This window comes from Streptomyces sp. NBC_01257, from assembly GCF_035917255.1.
Taxonomy (GTDB): domain Bacteria; phylum Actinomycetota; class Actinomycetes; order Streptomycetales; family Streptomycetaceae; genus Streptomyces.
The window spans coordinates 4,773,868-4,793,880 of record NZ_CP108472.1 but is presented as its reverse complement, the minus strand read 5'-3'; the positions used below and the strand labels follow the sequence as shown (position 1 = coordinate 4,793,880).

Below are 20,013 nucleotides of genomic sequence, written 5' to 3'. Positions count from 1 at the left end.
GGTCGTCGGGTCCGAACGTCGGTCTCTTCGTCGTCGTCTCGTCAGTGGTCGCGGATGGCCCGCACGGGCCTCCTCAGGGTCTGGCCGCCGTGAGGATCACCAGCAGCGGCACCACGCGGGCCCCCGGGACCTCGTATCTCCCGCGCCCCTTCGTCTGCAGCCAGCCCGCGCCGGTCAGCTGACGCAGATGGTGGTAGATCTGCCCCGTCGTCCCGGTCTCCTCGAGCGCGGCGAGCTCCGCCGCCGTGCGCCGGCCGCCGAGGATCTCCCGGAGCAGCCGCAGCCGCACCGGGTGGCCGAGGGCGGCGAAGGACTCGGCGGTATCCGACCAGTCGGCACCGGGCGCCGCCCGACCGCTCTCCTCTCCGCCCCCCTCCTCCGTCCTGTCACTGCCATCCGCCTCGGCGGGCCCTTCCACGTCCAGCAGCTGCTCGGTCAGCGCGCCGTACTGCCACTCGTACCGCTCACCCGTCGGCAGCCGCACCGCCCCCGTATAGAGCACTCCCCCGTCAGCCACCCCCGCCCCCGAGAGCTCCCGCTTCAACCCCTCCAGGGCCCAGAAATCGGCCCCGGTCGGTCGCGGCGCCTCGGAGTGGTCGCCCACGAGCGCCTCAAGCCGTCTCTCCAGCTCCGAGACCCGTTCCTCCAGTTCCATTGCTCAAGGATTACGTAATTACGTAATCCCCGTCAAGCCCTCCCCTGAAACCGGCGGAACCAACCCGGGCATGCAGAAGCCCCCGTCCGGTCGAGCCGGGCGGGGGCTTCTGCAAAGCGTGACGCGCGCACGTGACGCGCGCACGTGGCAGCACATCACGACACGTCACAGCACGTCACAGTGCCTGACAGTCGGGCGGGGCTACGCCAGCAGCGCGGGGATCGTTCCCTCGTGCGCCGTACGCAGCTCGCTCAGCGGGATGCTGAACTCGCCCTGGATCTCGATCTCCTCGCCGTCCACGACACCGATCCGGGTCACGGGCAGACCCCGCGCCCCGCACATGTCGTTGAAGCGGAGCTCCTCGCTGCGCGGGATCGAGACGATCGCACGTCCCGCCGACTCGGAGAACAGGAACGTGAACGCGTCCAGTCCGTCCGGCACGACCAGCCGGGCACCCTTCCCGCCGCGCAGGCAGGACTCGGTGACCGCCTGGATCAGGCCGCCGTCGGACAGGTCGTGCGCCGCGTCGATCATGCCGTCGCGGGACGCCGAGATCAGGATCTCGCCGAGCAGCTTCTCGCGGCCCAGGTCGACCTTGGGCGGCATGCCGCCGAGGTGCTGGTGGACGACCTCGGACCAGGCCGAGCCGCCGAACTCCTCGTGCGTGTCACCCAGCAGGTAGAGGAGCTGGCCCTCTTCCTTGAAGGCGACCGGCGTACGCCGGGTCACGTCGTCGATCACACCGAGCACGGCCACGACCGGCGTCGGGTGGATCGCCGTGTCACCGGTCTGGTTGTACAGCGACACGTTGCCGCCGGTGACCGGGGTGCCCAGCTCCAGGCAGCCGTCCGCCAGACCACGGGTGGCCTCGGCGAACTGCCACATGACGTCCGGGTCCTCGGGCGAACCGAAGTTCAGGCAGTCCGAGATGGCGAGCGGCTTGGCGCCGGAAGCGGCGACGTTGCGGTACGACTCCGCCAGCGCGAGCTGCGCGCCGGTGTACGGGTCGAGCTTCGCGTACCGGCCGTTGCCGTCGGTCGCCATGGCCACGCCGAGGTTGGACTCCTCGTCGATGCGGACCATGCCGGCGTCCTCGGGCATCGCGAGCACGGTGTTGCCCTGCACGAACCGGTCGTACTGGTCCGTGATCCAGGACTTCGAGGCCTGGTTCGGGGAGGAGACCAGCGCCAGCACCTGCTCGCGCAGCTCGGCGCCGTTCGCCGGACGGGCCAGCTTTCCGGCGTCGTCGGCCTGCAGCGCGTCCTGCCAGGTCGGGCGGGCGAACGGGCGGTGGTAGGTCGGGCCCTCGTGGGCGACGGACCGCGGCGGCACGTCCACGATCTGCTCGCCGTGCCAGAAGATCTCCAGCTGCGAGCCCTCGGTCACCTCACCGATGACGGTGGCGATGACGTCCCACTTCTCGCAGATCTCCAGGAAGCGGTCCACGTGCTGCGGCTCGACGATCGCGCACATGCGCTCCTGCGACTCGCTCATGAGGATTTCCTCGGGCGAGAGGGAGGAGTCGCGCAGCGGCACGGTGTCCAGCTCGACGCGCATACCGCCGGAGCCGGCCGAGGCCAGCTCGGAGGTGGCACAGGAGAGCCCGGCGCCGCCGAGGTCCTGGATGCCCGCGACGAGCTTCTCCTTGAAGATCTCCAGGGTGCACTCGATGAGGAGCTTCTCCTGGAACGGGTCGCCGACCTGGACGGCGGGCCGCTTGGTGGGCTTGGTGTCGTCGAAGGTCTCCGAGGCCAGCACGGAGACGCCGCCGATGCCGTCGCCGCCGGTGCGGGCGCCGTAAAGGATCACCTTGTTGCCGGGGCCGGAGGCCTGGGCCAGGTGGATGTCCTCGTGCTTCATCACGCCGATGCAGCCGGCGTTGACGAGCGGGTTGCCCTGGTAGCAGGCGTCGAAGACGACCTCGCCGCCGATGTTCGGCAGGCCGAGACAGTTTCCGTAGCCGCCGATGCCCGCGACGATGCCCGGCAGGACGCGCCGGGTGTCGGGGTGGTCGGCCGCACCGAAGCGCAGCGGGTCGACGACCGCGATCGGACGGGCGCCCATGGCGAGGATGTCGCGGACGATGCCGCCGACGCCGGTGGCCGCGCCCTGGTAGGGCTCGATGTACGAGGGGTGGTTGTGCGACTCGACCTTGAAGGTGACCGCGTAGCCCTGACCGACGTCGACCACACCGGCGTTCTCGCCGATGCCGACGAGCATCGCGTCGTTCTCCGGGACCTTCTCGCCGAACTGCTTGAGGTGGACCTTGCTGCTCTTGTAGGAGCAGTGCTCGGACCACATCACGGAGTACATGGCGAGCTCGGCGCCGGTGGGACGGCGGCCCAGGATCTCGCGGATCCGGGCGTACTCGTCCTCCTTGAGGCCGAGCTCCTTCCAGGGCTGCGCGGTGTCCGGGGTTTCGGCCGCGTGCTTGACCGTGTCCAGGCTCATGCGTTGACCAGCTTCTTGATGATCGAGGTGAAGAAACCGAGACCGTCGGTACGACCGGTGCCGACCAGCGGCTCCACGGCGTGCTCCGGGTGCGGCATCAGGCCGACGACGTTGCCCGCGGCATTGGTGATGCCGGCGATGTCGCGCAGCGAGCCGTTGGGGTTCACGTCCACGTAGCGGAACGCGATACGGCCCTCTGCCTCCAGCTCGTCGAGTGTGTGCTCGTCGGCGGTGTAGCGGCCGTCCATGTTCTTGAGCGGTACGGAGATTTCCTGGCCCGCGGAGTAGTCCGAGGTCCAGGATGTCTCCGCGTTCTCGACGCGCAGCTTCTGGTCGCGGCAGATGAAGTGCAGGTGGTTGTTGCGCAGCATCGCGCCGGGCAGCAGGTGCGCCTCGGTCAGGATCTGGAAGCCGTTGCAGATGCCGAGAACCGGCATGCCCGCCTTCGCCTGCTCGATCACCGTCTCCATGACGGGCGAGAAGCGCGAGATGGCGCCGGCCCTCAGGTAGTCGCCGTAGGAGAAACCGCCCGCCAGGATGACCGCGTCGACCTGGTGCAGGTCCTTGTCGCGGTGCCACAGCGATACGGGCTCGGCGCCGGCGACCCGTACGGCCCGAAGGCTGTCCTGGTCGTCGAGCGTGCCCGGAAAGGTGACGACTCCGATACGAGCAGTCACTTCGACTCCTCGGCCTTCTCCACCTTCACGGTGAAGTCCTCGATCACGGTGTTGGCGAGGAACGTCTCGGCCATCTCGTGAATACGGGTGAGGGCGGCGTCATCGACCGGCCCCTCGACCTCCAGCTCGAAACGCTTTCCCTGACGTACGTCCGCGATTCCCTCGAAGCCGAGACGGGGCAGCGCACGCTGCACAGCCTGTCCCTGCGGGTCGAGAATCTCGGGCTTGAGCATGACGTCGACTACGACGCGTGCCACTGGCACTCCCGGTGTGGTGGTGTGGTGCGGCTGTTTCTCCGGGGGGTTCCCCAGACCCCCGCGGGTCCACTCAGCGTACCTGGCCTGAAATTCTACGCGGGTAGATATCGAGCGGCCCGGATCACGCCGAGATATCGGCCGCGACAACGGGTGCGGAAAATCCTGCAAAAAAAATCCTCACCAGCGGCACACAAAGCCGGTTGACACGCGCAGGTAATTGGGCGGGCTTCACAATGCGGCACCCATCGCTGTACAAATGATTACCAGGGAAAGCAACATTGCCCTTAAACGGCCGACACCGGTCGGCCCGCATCCGCGCTCACAGCCGGAAGGCCGGCATCCGCGCATGTCAGGCGCGGATGCCGTAGGAAAGGACCGAAATCCGTGGCTCAGCGCGTAGTGGTCACGCTCTCCGACGACATCGACGGGGGAGCAGCAGCGGAAACGGTCGCCTTCGCCCTGGACGGGAAGTCGTACGAGATCGACCTCAATCCGTCCAATGCAAAGAAACTGCGCAAGGCCCTGGCGCCGTACGTGGCGGCCGGCCGCAAGCAGACAAATGCAGGCAAGCACGGCAAGGTTCCCGTCTCGTACCGGCACACCTCCCTCGCGCCCGACCCCGCGGCCGTCCGCGCATGGGCCCGCTCGCACCGGATGGAGGTGCCGGCCCGGGGCCGGATTCCGAAGAAGGTCTACGAGGCGTTCCAGGAAGCCAGTTGAGCGATCGGGTGGCGCCGGCGGGCCGGCCGGCGAGCATCGGACGGCCTGTCAGCGACCACTCGGGCGACACCTCGCGGGAGCCGACTTGCGCGACACCCCCGCAGGTCGGCTAGAGTCTGGAGCACGCCGAGGGGCAAGGCCGAAAAGCCGGTCCTCACGCAGCGTGCGGGTGTAGTTCAGTAGTAGAACACCCCCCTTCCAGGGGGGAGGCGCAGTGTGCAATTCCTGTCACCCGCTCTGCATCGCTCTTCCACAACCACTCATGTGGATCAGGTAGAGTAGTGCTCGCTCCACCGGTGAAAGCCGAGTGGTTGCAATGCGGACGTAGCTCAGTTGGTAGAGCGCAACCTTGCCAAGGTTGAGGTCGCCAGTTCGAACCTGGTCGTCCGCTCTTGATAGAAGGCCCCAGTCGATTATTCGACTGGGGCCTTCTTCGTGCTTCGTATGGGGTCGTACGGGAGGGCGCGGTTCGAGCCGCGGGTTCGAGGTGCCGGGTCGAGACGCGGTTCAAGACGCGGTTCGAGGCAGGCATATCTCTTCACCTCCCTCTCCTCCACCACCCATGACGTTTGTCATGGGTGGTGGTGACAGCTCGCACTGCCCCCGGTCCGGGCCGGGAGGAAACCTTGAGTACATGACCAGCGACGAGATTTCCCGGGAGTGCGTGATCGAGGCGGCCGCTGTCCGGCGCAGTTACGCGGGCGGCTTCGAGGCCGTGACCGGCGTCTCCTTCTCCGTGGCGCGCGGCGAGTTGTTCGCCCTGCTCGGGACGAACGGCGCAGGCAAGACCTCCACCGTCGAGCTGCTCGAAGGCCTGGCCCGTCCGGACGGTGGCGCGATACGGGTGCTCGGCCACGATCCGTACACCGATCGCGCCGCGGTCCGGCCGCGGATCGGTGTGATGCTCCAGGAGGGCGGTTTCCCGTCCGATCTGACGGCCGAGGAGACCGTACGGATGTGGGCGGGCTGCACCAGCGGCGCCCGGCCGACCGCCGAGGCACTGGAGCTGGTGGGACTCGGTCACCGGGCCTCGGTGCGGGTCAAGCAGCTCTCCGGCGGCGAGCGGCGGCGGCTCGATCTGGCCCTGGCGCTGCTCGGTCGGCCCGAAGTGCTGTTCCTCGACGAGCCGACCACCGGTCTCGACGCCGAGGGACGGCGCGACACCTGGGAGCTGGTGCGACGGCTCAAGGAGGACGGCATCACCGTCCTCCTCACCACGCACTACCTGGAGGAGGCCGAGGCGCTCGCCGACCGGCTGGCGATCATGCACCGGGGCCGCATCGTGACCACGGGCACCACGGCCGAGGTGACGGCCGCCCGTCCGGCGCGGATCCGGTTCGAGCTTCCCGACGGAGTCGCGGCGGGGCAGCTGCCGCTGAGCCTGCGCGCCGCGGCCGACGGCCCGCGGATCGAGATCCGTACGCACCGGCTCCAGGAGTCACTGACCGAACTGCTGCGCTGGGCAGGTGAGTCGCAGGTCCCCCTGATCGGGCTCGACGCCCGTTCCGCCTCGCTCGAAGAGGCCTTCCTCGACATCGCGAAATCCGCCGCCAGGACCGAAGAGGTGACCGTTTCATGACGACCCCCGCCAGCACCGCCCCTGCCCCGCCCTCGGTGGTCCGGGCGGCGACCACGGTCCGCAGCAGGCTGACCGCGCTCGGACGGGCCGAACTGACACTGCTCGCCCGCAACAGGACCGCCGTCGTCGTCGCGCTGATGGTGCCCGCGGCCATGATCCTGGCGATGAAGTCGACGTTCGAGAAAGTGGACCTCGCCGGCACCGGGCTGACCGTCGCCGGCGCCGCGCTCACCGGCGGCATCGGCACGGTGCTCATCCAGGCCGTCTACATGAACATGGTCGCCGCCTACGTCGCACGGCGCGAGGACCTGGTCCTGAAGCGGCTGCGCACCGGCGAGGTCACCGACGGGGAGATCCTGACCGGGACCGCACTGCCGTCGGCCGCACTGGCCCTGGCGCAGTCCGCCGTGATCATCGCGGCCGGTACGGCCTTCTTCGACCTCTCCGCGCCGCGCAGGCCCGAACTGCTCCTCGCCGGGCTGCTCCTGGCCGTGGTGCTGCTGACAGCTCTGGGCGCGGCCACCTCCGTCCTCACCCGCACCGTACAGACGGCGCAGCTCACCACCATGCCGCTGTTCCTCGTCTCGATGATGGGCTCGGGACTGTTCGTGCCGCTGGAGATCTTTCCCGACCCGCTCGCATCGGCCTGTGAGTTCCTGCCGCTGACCGGCGTGATGACCCTCATACGATCGGGCTGGCTGGGTGTCCCCGAGAGCGCTGACCTGCTCGGAGCGGCCCTGACCGGACTGGTCTGGACGGCACTCGCGGTGTTTGCTGTGCAGCGGTGGTTCCGCTGGGATCCGCGACGCTGAGGAAGGTTGTGCCGTGGTGATGCGCGTACGGAGCTGGCGCCGAGGCTGGCAGGAGCGCGGCAAGATGGAGCGGATCGACCTGTACTCGCGGTTCACCATCTCCTCGATCCCCTGGCTCTTCGCCCTGTCGTGGCAGCTGGCGCCGTTCAAGGAGGACATCCGCCACGAGCCGCTCCCGTTGGCGCTCGGTGCGGCACTGCTTCTGGTGAGCCTGACGCAGTGCCTGCTGAGCAACCGCAACGTCCGTCCCTCGTACGAGCACTACCTCGGCGTCTCCGAGTTCCCCCGCCGGCGGATGGTCGCGCCGCTCGTCCTGCTGGTGCTGGGCGTGGGCCTGCTGGCGGCGCTGGCCGCGGTGGACGGGATCAACAGCCCCGGACTGCTCCTCATGACCCTGAACGCACCGATGGCGTTCGTGATCACGCGAGTGCTCCTCGTCCCCGTCCGCACGTTCTTGTTCGAGTCGCTCCTGCTCGTCGCCGTGACCACCGGCACCCTCGCTGCGGCCGGGGTTCGTGGCGGCCCCCTCGCGGGGATCGTGCCGACCACGCTCTTCGGCTGTGTGCTGGTCCTGATCTCGGTACGGCCCAGCGCCTGGAGTCTGAGTGTGATGTGGCAGGCCGAGGGGGCCCGGGACATACAGGCCAGGCTCGCGGTCGCCGAGGAGCGGCTGCGGTTCGGGCGGGACCTGCATGACGTGATGGGCCGCAATCTCGCGGTGATCGCGCTGAAGAGCGAACTGGCGGTGGAGCTCGCCCAGCGCGGCAGGCCCGAGGCGGTGGACCAGATGGTCGAGGTGCAGCGGATAGCCCGCGCTTCGCAGCAGGAGGTGCGCGATGTCGTGCGGGGTTACCGGGAGGTCGATCTGAGTACGGAACTGGCGGGGGCCCAAGGCGTGTTGCGGGCGGCCGGCATCGACTGTGCGGTGACCGCCGACGACGGCGGAGGCATGCCCGCGCCCGTCCAGTCGGCGCTCGGCTGGGTGGTGCGCGAGGCCGCGACCAATGTGCTGCGGCACGGCGATCCCCGCCGCTGCACGATCAGGCTCGGTGTCTCGGCGGATGCGGTGGTGCTCGATGTGGAGAACGACGGGGCGCCCGCGGCCGCAACCGGGAAGGCGGGCTCCGGGCTGGCCGGACTGCGTGAACGGCTCGGCGCGATCGACGGCTCGCTCGACGCGGCCCCGGCGGGTGACGGACTGTTCCGGCTGACGGCGAGGATCCCGCTGGCCCGCACGGAATCGCGGGCACCCGCCGGTCGCACATCCGGTGACATGGCACGTACGGCTGCCCGGGCGGCCCTGGTGGAGGAACGACGATGACCGCGGTACGGGTGCTGCTCGCCGACGACGAGCACCTGATCCGGGGCGCACTCGCCGCCCTGCTCGCGCTGGAGGACGATCTGGTGGTGGTCGCGGAGGCCGCGACCGGCCCCGAGGCCCTCGCCATGGCGCGGGCGCACCACCCCGATGTGGCGGTCCTGGACCTGGAGATGCCGGGGGCTGACGGTGTGAGCGTCGCCACATCGATACGGGCCGAACTCCCGGGCTGCCGCACCATGATCGTGACGAGCCACGGCCGCCCTGGGCATCTCAAGCGGGCACTCGCGGCAGGCGTCCGGGCGTTCGTGCCGAAGACCGTCAGCGCCAGACAGCTGGCCGGGATCATCCGCACCGTGCATGCCGGAAACCGCTATGTGGACCCGGAGTTGGCGGCCGACGCGATCGCTGCCGGGGACTCGCCGCTGACCGTGCGCGAGGCGGAGGTGCTGGAGCTGGCGGCGGACGGAGCGCCGGTCGCCGAGATCGCGGAGCGGGCGTCCCTGTCGCAGGGGACGGTGCAGAACTACCTCTCGGCGGCGGCCGCGAAGCTCGGGGCGGAGAACCGTCACGCCGCGGTGCGTCTCGCCCGCGAGCGGGGATGGGTATAGTAGTCCTCGCGCTTCGGCGCTTGCGGACGTAGCTCAGTTGGTAGAGCGCAACCTTGCCAAGGTTGAGGTCGCCAGTTCGAACCTGGTCGTCCGCTCGGTTCAGCAAGAAGCCCCCGGCCCTTCGGCCGGGGGCTTCTTCGTGTGCGGCGGGTGCCTACTTCCAGGGCGTACCGGTGAGGAGTTCGTACGCCTCCAGGTACTTGGCGCGGGTCGCGTCCACGATCTCCTGCGGCAGCGCCGGCGGCGGCTGCTCGCTCTTGCGGTCCCAGCCGGAGGCCGGGGAGGTCAGCCAGTCGCGGACGAACTGCTTGTCGTACGACGGCTGGGCGTGGCCCGGCTCCCAGGTGGCGGCCGGCCAGAAGCGGGAGGAGTCCGGGGTCAGCACCTCGTCGGCGATGATCAGTTCCTCGCCGCCGTCGGCGGTGGGCGTGAAGCCGAACTCGAACTTCGTGTCCGCGAGGATGATCCCGCGCTCGCGGGCGATGTCGCGGGCCCGGCTGTACACGTCCAGCGTCGTGCGGCGCAGCTGTGAGGCGGTCTCGGCGCCGACCTGGCGGGCCACTTCCTCGTAGCTGACGTTCTCGTCGTGGTCGCCGACGGCCGCCTTGGTGGCGGGGGTGAAGATCGGCGCCGGCAGCTCGGAGCCGTCGACGAGGCCCTCGGGGAGGGCGAGACCGCAGACGGTGCGGGACGCGTCGTACTCGACCAGGCCGGAGCCGGTCAGATAGCCGCGGGCGACGCACTCGACCGGGACCATCCGCAGGGACTTGCAGATGGTGGTGCGGCCGGCCCAGTCCGCCGGGGCGCCGGGGGGCAGCTCTGTGGACAGGACGTGGTTCGGCACCAGATCGGCGAGCTGGTCGAACCACCACAGCGAGAGCTGGGTCAGGACGCGGCCCTTGTCCGGGATCTCGGTGGGCAGGACCCAGTCGTACGCGGACATCCGGTCACTGGCGACCATGACGAGGTCACCGGCCTCGTTCCGGTACAGGTCACGCACCTTGCCCGTGTGCAGGTGGGTGAGCCCCGGAACCTGCACGGGCTCGGGCTTTTCTACGAATCCGGACACGCTGCCTCCGCGTAGGTTGATCCAGGAGCTGTTCCGATTGTCCCGTATCCGGGTGCGGGCGGCTTCGGAGGGGTGGCGGACGCGGCTCCGGGCGGGGGCGGGGCGCCCGTTCCCTCAGGCGCGCTTGCAGATGCGGTCGAGGAGGTTGGCCGTGGCCCGCTGGATGCGCGGGTCCACATGGCCGGGCCGGTCCAGGGCCGGGGACCAGGCGAAGGTGCCGGAGGCGAAGACGAGCGCGCCCGACGGCGCCCGGTACAGGGATGTCTCCTGGTGGCGCGTCACGCCGTCGCTGTCCAGGTACGGCGAGTGCGCGAGGAGGATGCGGTTGTCGTGCTCGGGAAGCGTGGTGCGCGGGAAGTAGCGGTCGGCCTCCCCGGCGACCAGGCCGTCGATCTCGTCGCCCTCGACGGCACCGGTCGCGTCCCAGAGCCAGTGCTCCGCGTTCCGCACGACCAAGGGGTGGGGGTCGGGGACCCGGCCCGCGTACTGGATGCCGAGCAGCTGCTGCTCGGGGCGGTCGATCTCGCGCCAGAGCGCGGGCTTCCCCGGGCCGCGGCGCTTGCGGCAGGTGAGCAGCCGGTCGGGGACGCCGGAGGGCGACGGCGCGAGGCTGACCTGCCAGTACATGGTGTTGGCGGAGAGGAAGACGAGCGAGGTGCCGTGGTCGCGGGCGGCTTCGGCGGTACGGCGCATGGGCACCGACCAGTACTCGTCGTGGCCGGGGAAGACCAGGCCCCGGTAGCGGCTCGGGTCGATCCGGCCGGCGTGCAGGTCGCGGGTGTCGGCGTAGGCGATGTCGTAGCCGTAGCGCTCGGCCCAGCGGATGAAGTCGTAGGCATGGCCCACATGGAGCGGGAGGCCCGCGCCCGCGTAGGGGCGGTCGAAGGAGACCGTGACCGCCGCGTCCTCCTCGCCCAGCAGCCGGCCCTGTTCGTCCCAGGCGTGGTAGAGGCTGGCGCCGGTCCGGCCGTCCTCGGGGTAGAGGTTGTACGCCTGCCACGTGATGTCCGGGAGCACCAGCAGCAGGTCGGCCGGGTGGTCGTCGCGCACGGTGAACGGGATGTGGGAGCGGTAGCCGTCGACCGTGGTCAGCACCGCGACGTAGGCACCGATCGACCAGTACGTCGGGATCTGCAGCCGCCAGGACTGCCACCAGTGGTGGCAGGAGACCGTGCGGTCGGCGGTGAGGGGCGGCGGCTGGACGATGCCGGAGAGCCGCGGGCTCGTGGTGATCTTGGCGGCGCCGTCGCCGCCGTAGTGGCCGATCCGGTAGATGTCCACGGAGAACTGCTGGGGCGGGTCCACGGTGATGTGGAAGTCGATCGCCTCGCCGGGGGCGGCGGCGCCGGTGGAGATGAAGCCCTTGATCTGACGGCGGACGTCGTCGGCGGTACGGGTGCCGCCGCCGGTGGAGCCGCGGGGCAGGGTGGGGTCGGCGTACCAGGGGACGACCTGGCCGGTGTCGTCGAAGTAGTTCTCACTGCCGCGCAGCCAGGGGAGCGGCCCCTGGCCGAAGGGATCGGTGACGGCGTGCGCGAGGGCACCCGATTCCCAACGGCGAATCTGCTCCGCCCCCATGACGCATCCCTCCCTCAGGCCCCCGGAACAACAGTGGTGCGCCGACTGTCAGCGCCGGTCCCCAGCACATCACATAACGCATGCACTCCGTCACCGTTCGTCGCGAATTGACGTGAACGGAACCTGGTGTTCCGGATATCGGAAGCCGGCCGCGTCAACAGCCGTCTCCCCAGACCTGTTTCAGACGAGACGGACGGGCTTGTCGGTGCGCACGCCGACCGAGGCGAGCCACGACCGCAGGGGGCCGGCGTCACCGTCCTCGACCAGGCTGAGGACCGGGCTGCCGAGATCGGCCGGGCGTTCGCCGTCGACCAGCAGGGCGGGGCCGTCGAGCCAGTCCAGACCGGGTGCCGCGCCCGCCGTGTCGACGGCTGCGCAGCAGACCATCGCCGCGACGTGGTCGGCGAGCAGCTCGGTGCCCGTACGGGGCGGCTGGAGCGGGAAGAGCGGCAGGGGATCGGGTCCCCAGAGGTCCAGCACGTCCCCTCCCGCGTCACCGGAGCCGCCGGTCACCGGTTGCGGGGCCAGCGCCTCGTCCCGGGCCACCGCCGCACTGATCCCTGCCGCGAGCTCCTCGCCACCGCCCTCGCCCGCGGCGAGGTGCTCGACGACGCGCGCCAGCGTGGGCACCCCGGCGCACGCGGTGTCGGAACCGGCGCCGGACGCGGGCGGCACGCCCATGGCGTCCAGGACGCGGTGCAGCCGGGCCGCCTCGGCACGCCACTTCCGGTCGACGACCTCTTCCGGATACTGCTGCCAGTCCACCGGGGCCCAGTCGGGGCCGGTCTCCGCGGGGCCGCCGTGGAAGAGCCGGGCGGCCAGCAGGGACGCCGCCTCGTCGGCCGCTCCCGGTTCCTCCAGGAGATCGCAGGCCGGGCGCTCACCGAGCCGGGAGGTGAACCCCTCGGCCAGCCGGTCGCGCCGGGAGAGCTCGGTGAGGGCCGAGACCACACCCGCGTCCAGCCGGGAGGGCCAGCGGCCCATCCGCCAGGCGGGGAGCGCGACCCGGGTGAGCAGCCGGTCCCAGCCCGCGTAGGCGAGACCGACCTGTTCCTGCGCGACGATCCGCAGCCCGTAGTCCACGGTCTGGGCACGGGTCGACGCCGCGGCGGCTACGCCTCGCTCCATCTCCGCCGCATGGCCGCGACAACTGCGCAGCAGCAGCCGGGCGATCCTGCCGATGAACAGACGCGGCAGCCGCAGGACCCTGCGCACAGGACCCTGTACGGGCAAGGCCGCATCGGCGACCACACCGTCCAGCCCGCGCACGAAGCGCCGGGCCGCGGCTATGTCGGGGTGGGCGGAGGGGCCCGTGCCTGCGACGACCGGGGCGAGCACCGCCCGCAGCTCCGCGACCCGCATCCACCACAGGAAGGGGGAACCGATGACCAGCACGGGCGCCGCCTGAACCCTGCGCCCGCGTCCCGGCCGACGGCCGTCCGCCGGACCGCTCGGGTCCTGCCGCGCGGCCTCCTTGGCCGCCCGGTCCGCGGCCGGGTGGGTGCGGTCCTCCAGCCAGCTGTCGCAGTCGGGCGTGAGCGCTATGGCCGAGGGCGCGGGCACACCGAGCCGCTCCGCCAGATCACGGACCAGCCGGTAGAGATCCGGGGCCGCCTTCTCGCTCAGCGGGACGGTCGGGCTGACCGCCGGCTTCGCCCGTACGACCGCGACCGCGACGGCGGCCGCGACCAGCAGGACGACGACGGCGCAGGCCGTCACGGCCCAGCGCACCGTGTCCCAGCCGCTGCCGACGGCGAAGCCCTGCCCGCCCGCGGCGAACAGCACGACGGCGAGCGCTGCCGGAAGCAGCGCGACTGCTGTTGCCCTGCTGCGGATGCGCAGCAGGACGAGAGCCCGGGCGCGCGCTGCCTGCGCACCCAGCTCCTCACCTGTACCGGTACCGGACACGGCCGGACGTCACCCCCTCTGCCCCCACGGCGGTGTTGCTCACTCCCCCACTGTGGCACCCGTCACTGACATCGCAATGCCGGTGGGCCAAGTGCCGGAACGCTTGCGCCGCACCCTAGTTGGGGCTTCGGTGGGCGTCATCCGGATGGCTCAGCCGTCACTCGATGGAATGGCTTTGGGCAAAGGTGCTGACGCGCCGCTGTCCATGGGGCAGCGGCGCGTCAGTGGTGGTCGGAGCGGTACGGCTGAGGTGTCCGTGGCTCTCGTCGGACGGGTGCGGCTCAGGCCTCCGCGGCCTTCTTCGCGATGTCCGTACGGAGCTGGGAGCCGTCGAGCCGGATCCGGGCCGCCGCCGCGTAGGCGCGCTCACGGGCGCCCGCGAGGTCCTTGGCGGTCGCGGTCACGGAAAGCACCCGTCCGCCGGCGCTGACCACGGTGTCGCCGTCCCTGCGGGTCCCGGCGTGCAGGACGTACGCATGCGGGGCATCCTGTGCCGCGACCTCGTCGAGCCCCTCGATCGGATCACCCGTTCGCGGGGTGTCCGGGTAGTTGTGCGAGGCGATGACCACGGTGACCGCGGCCTCGTCCCGCCACTTCAGCGGGGGCAGCTCGTCCAGAGTGCCGTTGGCCGAGCCCAGCAGGACACCGGCCAGCGGGGTCTTCAGACGGGCCAGGACCACCTGGGTCTCCGGGTCGCCGAACCGGGCGTTGAACTCGATGACCCGTACGCCGCGCGAGGTGATCGCGAGGCCCGCGTACAGCAGCCCGGAGAAGGGCGTACCGCGGCGGCGGAGCTCGTCGACGGTCGGCTGGAGGACCGACTGCATGACCTCGTCGACCAGCTTCGGGTCCGCCCACGGCAGCGGGGAGTACGCGCCCATGCCGCCGGTGTTCGGGCCCTCGTCGTTGTCGAGGGCCCGCTTGAAGTCCTGGGCGGGCTGGAGCGGCAGCACGGTGGTGCCGTCGGTGATCGCGAAGAGGCTCACCTCGGGGCCGTCGAGGAACTCCTCGATGACCACGCGGTCGCAGGCCAGCGCGTGTGTACGGGCCGCGTCGATGTCGTCGGTGACGACGACGCCCTTGCCTGCGGCGAGACCGTCGTCCTTGACGACGTACGGGGCGCCGAACGCGTCGAGGGCGGTGTCGATCTCCGCGGGCGTGGTGCAGACGTAGCTGCGGGCGGTCGGAACACCCGCCCCGGCCATCACGTCCTTGGCGAAGGCCTTGGAGCCCTCGAGCCGGGCCGCCTCGCCGGACGGGCCGAAGCAGGGGATGCCGGCGGCGCGCACGGCGTCGGCGACCCCGGCGACAAGCGGCGCCTCCGGGCCGACGACCACCAGCTCGGCGCCCAGTTCAGTGGCGAGGCGCGCGACGGCAGCGCCGTCGAGGGCGTCGACCGGGTGCAGTTCGGCCACCTCTGCGATGCCGGCGTTGCCGGGAGCGCAGTACAGAGCGGTGACGTCGGGGTCGAGGGAGAGAGAGCGGCACAGGGCGTGTTCGCGGGCGCCGCCGCCGATGACGAGGACCTTCACGGGGTGCAGCCTAGCCGCCGGGGCACGGCGCCCTTGACGGCCGCCGCTCCGTGGACACGGCGGCGACCGGGCGGGAGGGGCTCGGCGCGGGGGTTCGGGGGGCTGGGGCCTCTCGGGGAGAGGGGCCCCGGGCCGAGCGTCCGGGGCCTCTCTTACCGCCGGGGTCGGCGCGAGGGCCCTGGAGCGGAGGGCCTCTCCGCGGGCCGGGCTGGGGGGACCGCTGGAACAGCGCGCCCCCGCCCCCCGCCCTACTCGTTCGTGAACTCCTCGACGACCGTGGCGCCCAGTTCGCGCACGATCAGCTCGTGTCCGGACAGGGCGGAGTCGACGAGGTCGGGGTCGTCGGCCTCCGGGGTGTCGTCCTCGGGAGCGACCGACCGGGGTGGTTCGGGAGCGGTGTACGAGGGGGGTGCGGGCTCCGGCGCCGGGTCGCCGCCCGACGGCTGTTGCTGCTGCCGCTCCGGGGCGGGCCTGGGCTCGTACGACTGCGGCGCGGGGGCCGCCGGGCGCTGCGGCGCGGGCGGTGCGGCCGCGGAGGGACGCCCGCCGCCGACCTGCGGGGGCTGTCCCGCGCCGCCGGACGGGTCGACGATCGCCTCGATCTTCCACACCGCGTTGAACCGCTCGGCCAGCGCCTGCTTCAGCACCTCCTCACTGCCGCTGCTCGCGAAGTTGTCGCGGGCGCCGGCGTTGAGGAAGCCGATCTGCAGGGTGGTGCCGTCGAAGCCGGTGACCTGGGCGTTCTGGCTGAGCAGGATCCAGGTGAACCGGCGGCGGCCCTTGACCGCCTCCAGGATGTCGGGCCACATGGTGCGGACCTGCCCGGCGCCCTGCGTCATGCCGGGGGCGGGCGCGGCGGCGGCGGGAACCGGTGCGGAGGGTGCCGCAGAGGGCGCGGCGGGAGCGGCGGCCTGCGCTGCTGGGGCCTGGCCCGGGGTGGAGGCGGTGGGCCAGCCTCCGGGCCTGCGGCCCTGCTCGGGTGCGGCCGCGGCGGGCCAGGCCCCCGGCCGCTGACCGGCCGCAGGCGATTCGGCGGGCGGCGGCTCCACGGGAGCGGGAGCCGGAGCGGGAGCCACTGGTGCGGGGGCGGGCGCAGGCGGGGCAGCATCCCCGCGCACCGCCGCACGCGCGGCGGCGGGCCCGGAACCGGCCTCCGGCTGAGGGGCGGGAGGAGGGGCGTACGCCTGGGGTGCGGCAGGGGCGTGGGCCTGGGGCGCGACGGGAGCGTGTGCCAGTGCCTCCGGCCCGGGGACGTACCCCATCGAGGGCCCCGGTCCGGTGGTGGCGAAGGACGCCCCCCGCTCCAGCCGGTCCAGCCGGGCCTGAAGCGAACGCTCGTCGTCGAAGGCCGCCGGCAGCAGCACCCGGGCGCAGATCAGCTCGACCTGGAGACGCGGCGAGGTAGCCCCGCGCATTTCCGTGAGCCCCTCGTTGACCAGGTCGGCGGCGCGGCTCAGCTCGGCGGCGCCGAAGACGGACGCCTGGGCCTGCATCCGCTCGACGACGTCGGCCGGTGCGTCGATGAGGCCCTTCTCCCCGGCGTCCGGCACGGCGGCCAGGATCACCAGGTCACGCAACCGCTCCAGGAGGTCGGCGACGAAGCGGCGCGGGTCGTTGCCGCCCTCGATCACCCGGTCCACGACCTCGAAGGCGGCTGCCCCGTCGCCCGCCGCGAAGGCGTCCACGATCGAGTCGAGCAGGGAGCCGTCCGTATAGCCGAGCAGGGACGTCGCCATGGCATACGTCACACCGGCATCAGCCGCACCGGCCAGCAGCTGGTCCATGACCGACATCGAGTCACGCACGGAACCGGCTCCGGCCCGCACGACGAGCGGGAGCACCCCGTCCTCGACGTAGCTGTTCTCCCTGCCGCACACCTCGGCGAGATACTCGCGCAGCGTCCCGGGCGGCACGAGCCGGAACGGGTAGTGGTGGGTACGCGAACGGATGGTGCCGATGACCTTCTCGGGCTCTGTGGTCGCGAAGATGAACTTGAGGTGCTCCGGCGGCTCCTCGACCACCTTCAGCAGGGCGTTGAACCCCGCCGACGTGACCATGTGCGCCTCGTCGATGATGTAGATCTTGTAACGACTCGACGCGGGACCGAAGAACGCCTTCTCACGCAGGTCACGGGCGTCGTCCACGCCACCGTGCGAAGCGGCGTCGATCTCGATCACGTCGATCGATCCCGGCCCGTTGCGTGCGAGGTCCTGGCAGGACTGGCACTCCCCGCAGGGCGTGGGCGTGGGCCCCTGCTCGCAGTTCAGACAGCGGGCGAGGATGCGCGCGCTGGTCGTCTTGCCGCAGCCGCGCGGACCACTGAACAGGTACGCGTGATTGACCCGGTTGTTCCGCAGGGCCTGCTGCAGGGGGTCAGTGACATGCTCCTGACCGATGACCTCGGCGAACGACTCGGGGCGATAGCGGCGGTACAGCGCAAGGGACGACACACATACGAGGTTATCGGGGCGGACTGACAACCGGCCCCGCACCGGGCACACCACCGGCTGCGGGACATCTCACCACGACCCGTCCGAACGCCCTCGGCCCCGGAAGCCCCGCCGCGCACCGGGCCCGGACACACAAGGGCCCCCCACGCACCCGCCAGAGCCAACCTACCCTTGCTGCCTTCCGGCCCTGGGGGAGTTCAGTCAGATAGCGCCACGTGAGGGGCTGACGCCCACCTTAGCCGATCCCCACCCCCGCAAGTCCACCTCCCCCGCAACCGGAGACCCCTCCAGGACCGCCCGGAGAGCTCCGAGGCGGAACGGGTTCGCGAGCACCCTTCAACGTCTTGTATTGTTTGCCGCGGAGGATTCGCCTAGTGGCCTAGGGCGCACGCTTGGAAAGCGTGTTGGGGGCAACCCCTCACGAGTTCGAATCTCGTATCCTCCGCCATTGCTCTCACCGGGCAATACGAAGAAGGCCCTGACCGGTTTCGACTGGTCAGGGCCTTCTTCGCGTTCCGACCCGAGGCAGCGCAGACTCAGACCGCGAGCCGCCAGGCGGCAGCCTCTCCGCGATCTTCCGTCTCACTTTCCGTCTCAGTTGAGGTCTAAGGAGCCTCCTTCCGAGCCTTCGGCCTCCGCTCCGTCGGTCTCCGAAGTAGCGCCCCAGAGCGCGTCACCGACCTGCTGTGCGACGTTCTGCAGCATGGGACCGGTCACGTGCATGTACCGAGCCCGCATGCGCGCAGAGCCTCCCGGCTCCCAGCCCATGATTGCGTCCACCACCACATCGGGAACTCCGAGCAGGAGCAGGACGGTGCCGGCCGTGTGCCGCGCGTCGTGCAGACGCCCATCCCGGACTCCCGCATCCGTCAGCAGCTGCTTCCAGCGGTGGTAGTCGGTGTTGGGGATCAGCGGCCCGCCCGTCGGCTGCGCGAAGACGTATCCCTTGTCCTCCCACGCCTCCCCCGCTTCCTGGCGCTCCCGGGCCTGCTCGTGCATGTGCTTGCGCAGGAGCTTGATGAGCGGGCTCGGGAGGCCGATGGTTCGTCGGCCGGCGCGAGACTTGGTCTTCTTGAACTCCCGGCGGATCTGCCTGCGGTCCGGGCAGTACCCCGGCTTCCGCCCGCACGTGTCGCCGCACCCGTGCTCGTACCTCGGGCGCAACCGGTTCTTGCGGATTCGGATGTACCCGGCGTCCAGGTACACGTCTTCCCACATCAGTCCGAGCGCTTCGCCCTGGCGCAAGCCGAGCGCCAGGGCGATGACCCAGCGAGCGCTGTTGCGGAGCTTCGACGCCTCCAACAGAAGGCTTTGAATCTCCTCAATGGTGTACGGCTCGATCTCCTCTTCATCGAGGCTCGGGGCTTTGGCGATCTCGGCAACGTTCTTCGTGACGTGGCCGCGCCGGACCGCCTCGCTCAACGCGACGCGGATGGTCCGGTGAACGTGGTGGGCGGTCCCCGCGGCGCTTCCGCCCTGCTGCATCCGCTCGTAGAACGCTTCGAGGTGCTCCGGCTCCAGGCGTTCCAGCTTGTGAGCTCCGAGCCCAGGAACGAGATGGACCCTGACGTCTACCTCGTAGCCGTCGAAGCTGTTCTCACTGACGTACTTCTTGGCGATGTTCTGCACCCAGTGCTCAAGCCACGTCTTGACGGTCCACTGCTGCCCAGCCTTCCGGACCTTGCCGTCCTTACGCTGGCGCTCCAACTCACGGACGGCCTCGGTGACTTCGGGGCGGGTCTTCCGCTCGATATGCCTGCGGTCCGGCTTGCCGTTGGCCTTGACGCCGACGGTGACGCGACCGTGCCACTTCCCGTCACTGCCGAGATAGATCGACGACGCACCGTTGGGTTGCCGCGTGCGCTTCTTTTCTTCGCGTGCCATGAGATCTCTTCCTATGCGGCGGCGCTGTTGCTCTTACGGAGGCGAGCGACGAAAGCCGGAATCGCCTCGGGCGGCACCCGGCGAAGCGACCCGATGGTCACGGACTCCAGGTCGCCGGATCGGATGAGGCTGTAGCAGAGCGTCCGGCCGATCCGGAGGCGTCGCGCGGCCTCTTCAACCGTGAGGAGAAGGGGTGCCGGGTCGACGTCCGCGGCCTCGGGGGTCACTTCGGGCGCAAGGGTGTTGATGGTCAATGCGACTCCTCGGGCATGTGCACCGATGCTGAGGGGCTGGAATCGCTGACAGAACTGACAGAACCTCGCCGCTAGGCCGCTGACCTGTGGTTTCTCCGGCTTTGAGTGTCGTGACAAAACCTCGAAAAACTCTGACAGAACCTCCGGGTGGGGGGTTCTGTCAGAGCGCCCGGCTTCGGGCGGGGAGGTTCTGTCAGAGTTTCCGGAGGTTTTGTCACAGCGATGATCTTGGCTGTTTATGCAGGTCAGCGGGGTGGG

At 70.6% G+C, this 20,013-nt stretch carries 16 protein-coding genes, 4 tRNA genes and 1 other RNA gene; 9 read left to right on the top strand and 12 right to left on the bottom strand.

Features of this window, described 5'->3' with window-relative positions:
- Positions 1 to 73: 73 nt before the first annotated feature.
- The 4 genes from OG408_RS20675 to purS form a co-directional block, all read right to left on the bottom strand.
- Positions 74 to 655 carry an ArsR/SmtB family transcription factor gene (locus OG408_RS20675; protein ID WP_326671264.1) on the bottom strand — a complete coding sequence of 194 codons (582 nt, stop codon included), beginning with the start codon at positions 653 to 655 and terminating at the stop codon, positions 74 to 76.
- A 201-nt stretch (positions 656 to 856) separates the two neighbouring features.
- Positions 857 to 3,106 (bottom strand): phosphoribosylformylglycinamidine synthase subunit PurL, encoded by a 2,250-nt coding sequence (gene purL, locus OG408_RS20670; protein WP_326671262.1) that lies wholly within the window; start codon positions 3,104 to 3,106, stop codon positions 857 to 859.
- On the bottom strand, positions 3,103 to 3,783 hold the full coding sequence (purQ, locus tag OG408_RS20665) for a phosphoribosylformylglycinamidine synthase subunit PurQ (protein WP_326671260.1): 681 nt from the start codon (positions 3,781 to 3,783) through the stop codon (positions 3,103 to 3,105). The genes purL and purQ overlap by 4 nt, the downstream gene beginning before the upstream one ends.
- Positions 3,780 to 4,040, bottom strand: a complete 261-nt coding sequence (gene purS / locus OG408_RS20660; protein ID WP_030929711.1) for a phosphoribosylformylglycinamidine synthase subunit PurS — start codon at positions 4,038 to 4,040, stop codon at positions 3,780 to 3,782. The genes purQ and purS overlap by 4 nt, the downstream gene beginning before the upstream one ends.
- Before the next feature lie 384 nt (positions 4,041 to 4,424).
- Here purS and OG408_RS20655 point away from each other — a divergent pair, with 384 nt between their 5' ends.
- The 8 genes from OG408_RS20655 to OG408_RS20620 all read left to right on the top strand — a co-directional run bounded on the left by OG408_RS20655 (position 4,425) and on the right by OG408_RS20620 (position 9,175).
- Entirely contained in the window at positions 4,425 to 4,760 is a 336-nt protein-coding gene (locus tag OG408_RS20655) for a histone-like nucleoid-structuring protein Lsr2 (protein ID WP_266780537.1), read from the top strand.
- 165 nt (positions 4,761 to 4,925) lie between these two features.
- Positions 4,926 to 4,997: transfer RNA gene (locus OG408_RS20650), tRNA-Gly, on the top strand.
- An 81-nt stretch (positions 4,998 to 5,078) separates the two neighbouring features.
- Positions 5,079 to 5,151: transfer RNA gene (locus OG408_RS20645), tRNA-Gly, on the top strand.
- Positions 5,152 to 5,394: 243 nt separating this feature from the next.
- The gene (locus OG408_RS20640) at positions 5,395 to 6,339 is read left to right on the top strand and encodes an ABC transporter ATP-binding protein (RefSeq protein WP_266780536.1); all 945 of its coding nucleotides are present in this window, start codon (positions 5,395 to 5,397) and stop codon (positions 6,337 to 6,339) included.
- Positions 6,336 to 7,151 (top strand): ABC transporter permease, encoded by an 816-nt coding sequence (locus OG408_RS20635; RefSeq protein WP_266780535.1) that lies wholly within the window; start codon positions 6,336 to 6,338, stop codon positions 7,149 to 7,151. The genes OG408_RS20640 and OG408_RS20635 overlap by 4 nt, the downstream gene beginning before the upstream one ends.
- A 19-nt stretch (positions 7,152 to 7,170) precedes the next feature.
- Positions 7,171 to 8,472, top strand: a complete 1,302-nt coding sequence (locus OG408_RS20630) for a sensor histidine kinase (protein ID WP_266780534.1) — start codon at positions 7,171 to 7,173, stop codon at positions 8,470 to 8,472.
- Positions 8,469 to 9,080 carry a response regulator transcription factor gene (locus tag OG408_RS20625; protein ID WP_326671258.1) on the top strand — a complete coding sequence of 204 codons (612 nt, stop codon included), beginning with the start codon at positions 8,469 to 8,471 and terminating at the stop codon, positions 9,078 to 9,080. The genes OG408_RS20630 and OG408_RS20625 overlap by 4 nt, the downstream gene beginning before the upstream one ends.
- Before the next feature lie 22 nt (positions 9,081 to 9,102).
- Positions 9,103 to 9,175: transfer RNA gene (locus tag OG408_RS20620), tRNA-Gly, on the top strand.
- Positions 9,176 to 9,234: 59 nt separating this feature from the next.
- Here OG408_RS20620 and OG408_RS20615 read toward each other — a convergent pair.
- From OG408_RS20615 to ffs, 6 genes are all read right to left on the bottom strand, one after another.
- A complete protein-coding gene (locus tag OG408_RS20615; RefSeq protein ID WP_285564354.1) occupies positions 9,235 to 10,149 on the bottom strand; it encodes a phosphoribosylaminoimidazolesuccinocarboxamide synthase in 915 nt (304 codons plus the stop codon).
- 114 nt (positions 10,150 to 10,263) lie between these two features.
- The gene (locus tag OG408_RS20610) at positions 10,264 to 11,727 is read right to left on the bottom strand and encodes a N,N-dimethylformamidase beta subunit family domain-containing protein (protein WP_266780531.1); all 1,464 of its coding nucleotides are present in this window, start codon (positions 11,725 to 11,727) and stop codon (positions 10,264 to 10,266) included.
- Positions 11,728 to 11,907: 180 nt separating this feature from the next.
- Positions 11,908 to 13,635, bottom strand: a complete 1,728-nt coding sequence (locus OG408_RS20605; protein ID WP_266780530.1) for a hypothetical protein — start codon at positions 13,633 to 13,635, stop codon at positions 11,908 to 11,910.
- Positions 13,636 to 13,916: 281 nt separating this feature from the next.
- Positions 13,917 to 15,167 carry a phosphoribosylamine--glycine ligase gene (gene purD, locus OG408_RS20600; RefSeq protein ID WP_266780529.1) on the bottom strand — a complete coding sequence of 417 codons (1,251 nt, stop codon included), beginning with the start codon at positions 15,165 to 15,167 and terminating at the stop codon, positions 13,917 to 13,919.
- A gap of 248 nt (positions 15,168 to 15,415) precedes the next feature.
- Positions 15,416 to 17,617 (bottom strand): DNA polymerase III subunit gamma and tau, encoded by a 2,202-nt coding sequence (locus tag OG408_RS20595; protein WP_326671254.1) that lies wholly within the window; start codon positions 17,615 to 17,617, stop codon positions 15,416 to 15,418.
- 132 nt (positions 17,618 to 17,749) lie between these two features.
- Positions 17,750 to 17,844: signal recognition particle sRNA small type (ffs, locus tag OG408_RS20590), an RNA gene on the bottom strand.
- Positions 17,845 to 17,977: 133 nt separating this feature from the next.
- Between ffs and OG408_RS20585 the strand changes: the two genes are divergently transcribed.
- Positions 17,978 to 18,065: transfer RNA gene (locus OG408_RS20585), tRNA-Ser, on the top strand.
- Positions 18,066 to 18,211: 146 nt separating this feature from the next.
- Here OG408_RS20585 and OG408_RS20580 read toward each other — a convergent pair.
- Complete coding sequence (locus OG408_RS20580) at positions 18,212 to 19,501, bottom strand: tyrosine-type recombinase/integrase (protein ID WP_326671252.1); 1,290 nt, start codon at positions 19,499 to 19,501, stop codon at positions 18,212 to 18,214.
- Positions 19,502 to 19,512: 11 nt separating this feature from the next.
- On the bottom strand, positions 19,513 to 19,749 hold the full coding sequence (locus OG408_RS20575; protein WP_326674567.1) for a helix-turn-helix domain-containing protein: 237 nt from the start codon (positions 19,747 to 19,749) through the stop codon (positions 19,513 to 19,515).
- Between the last annotated feature and the right edge of the window lie 264 nt (positions 19,750 to 20,013).

Bases quoted from the DNA above. Each gene is read 5' to 3' on its own strand.
- OG408_RS20675 (WP_326671264.1), bottom strand. From the start codon at position 655: ATGGAACTGGAGGAACGGGTCTCGGAGCTGGAGAGACGGCTTGAGGCG.
- purL (WP_326671262.1), bottom strand. From the start codon at position 3,106: ATGAGCCTGGACACGGTCAAGCACGCGGCCGAAACCCCGGACACCGCG.
- OG408_RS20640 (WP_266780536.1), top strand. From the start codon at position 5,395: ATGACCAGCGACGAGATTTCCCGGGAGTGCGTGATCGAGGCGGCCGCT.
- OG408_RS20635 (WP_266780535.1), top strand. From the start codon at position 6,336: ATGACGACCCCCGCCAGCACCGCCCCTGCCCCGCCCTCGGTGGTCCGG.
- OG408_RS20630 (WP_266780534.1), top strand. From the start codon at position 7,171: ATGCGCGTACGGAGCTGGCGCCGAGGCTGGCAGGAGCGCGGCAAGATG.
- OG408_RS20625 (WP_326671258.1), top strand. From the start codon at position 8,469: ATGACCGCGGTACGGGTGCTGCTCGCCGACGACGAGCACCTGATCCGG.
- OG408_RS20610 (WP_266780531.1), bottom strand. From the start codon at position 11,727: ATGGGGGCGGAGCAGATTCGCCGTTGGGAATCGGGTGCCCTCGCGCAC.
- OG408_RS20580 (WP_326671252.1), bottom strand. From the start codon at position 19,501: ATGGCACGCGAAGAAAAGAAGCGCACGCGGCAACCCAACGGTGCGTCG.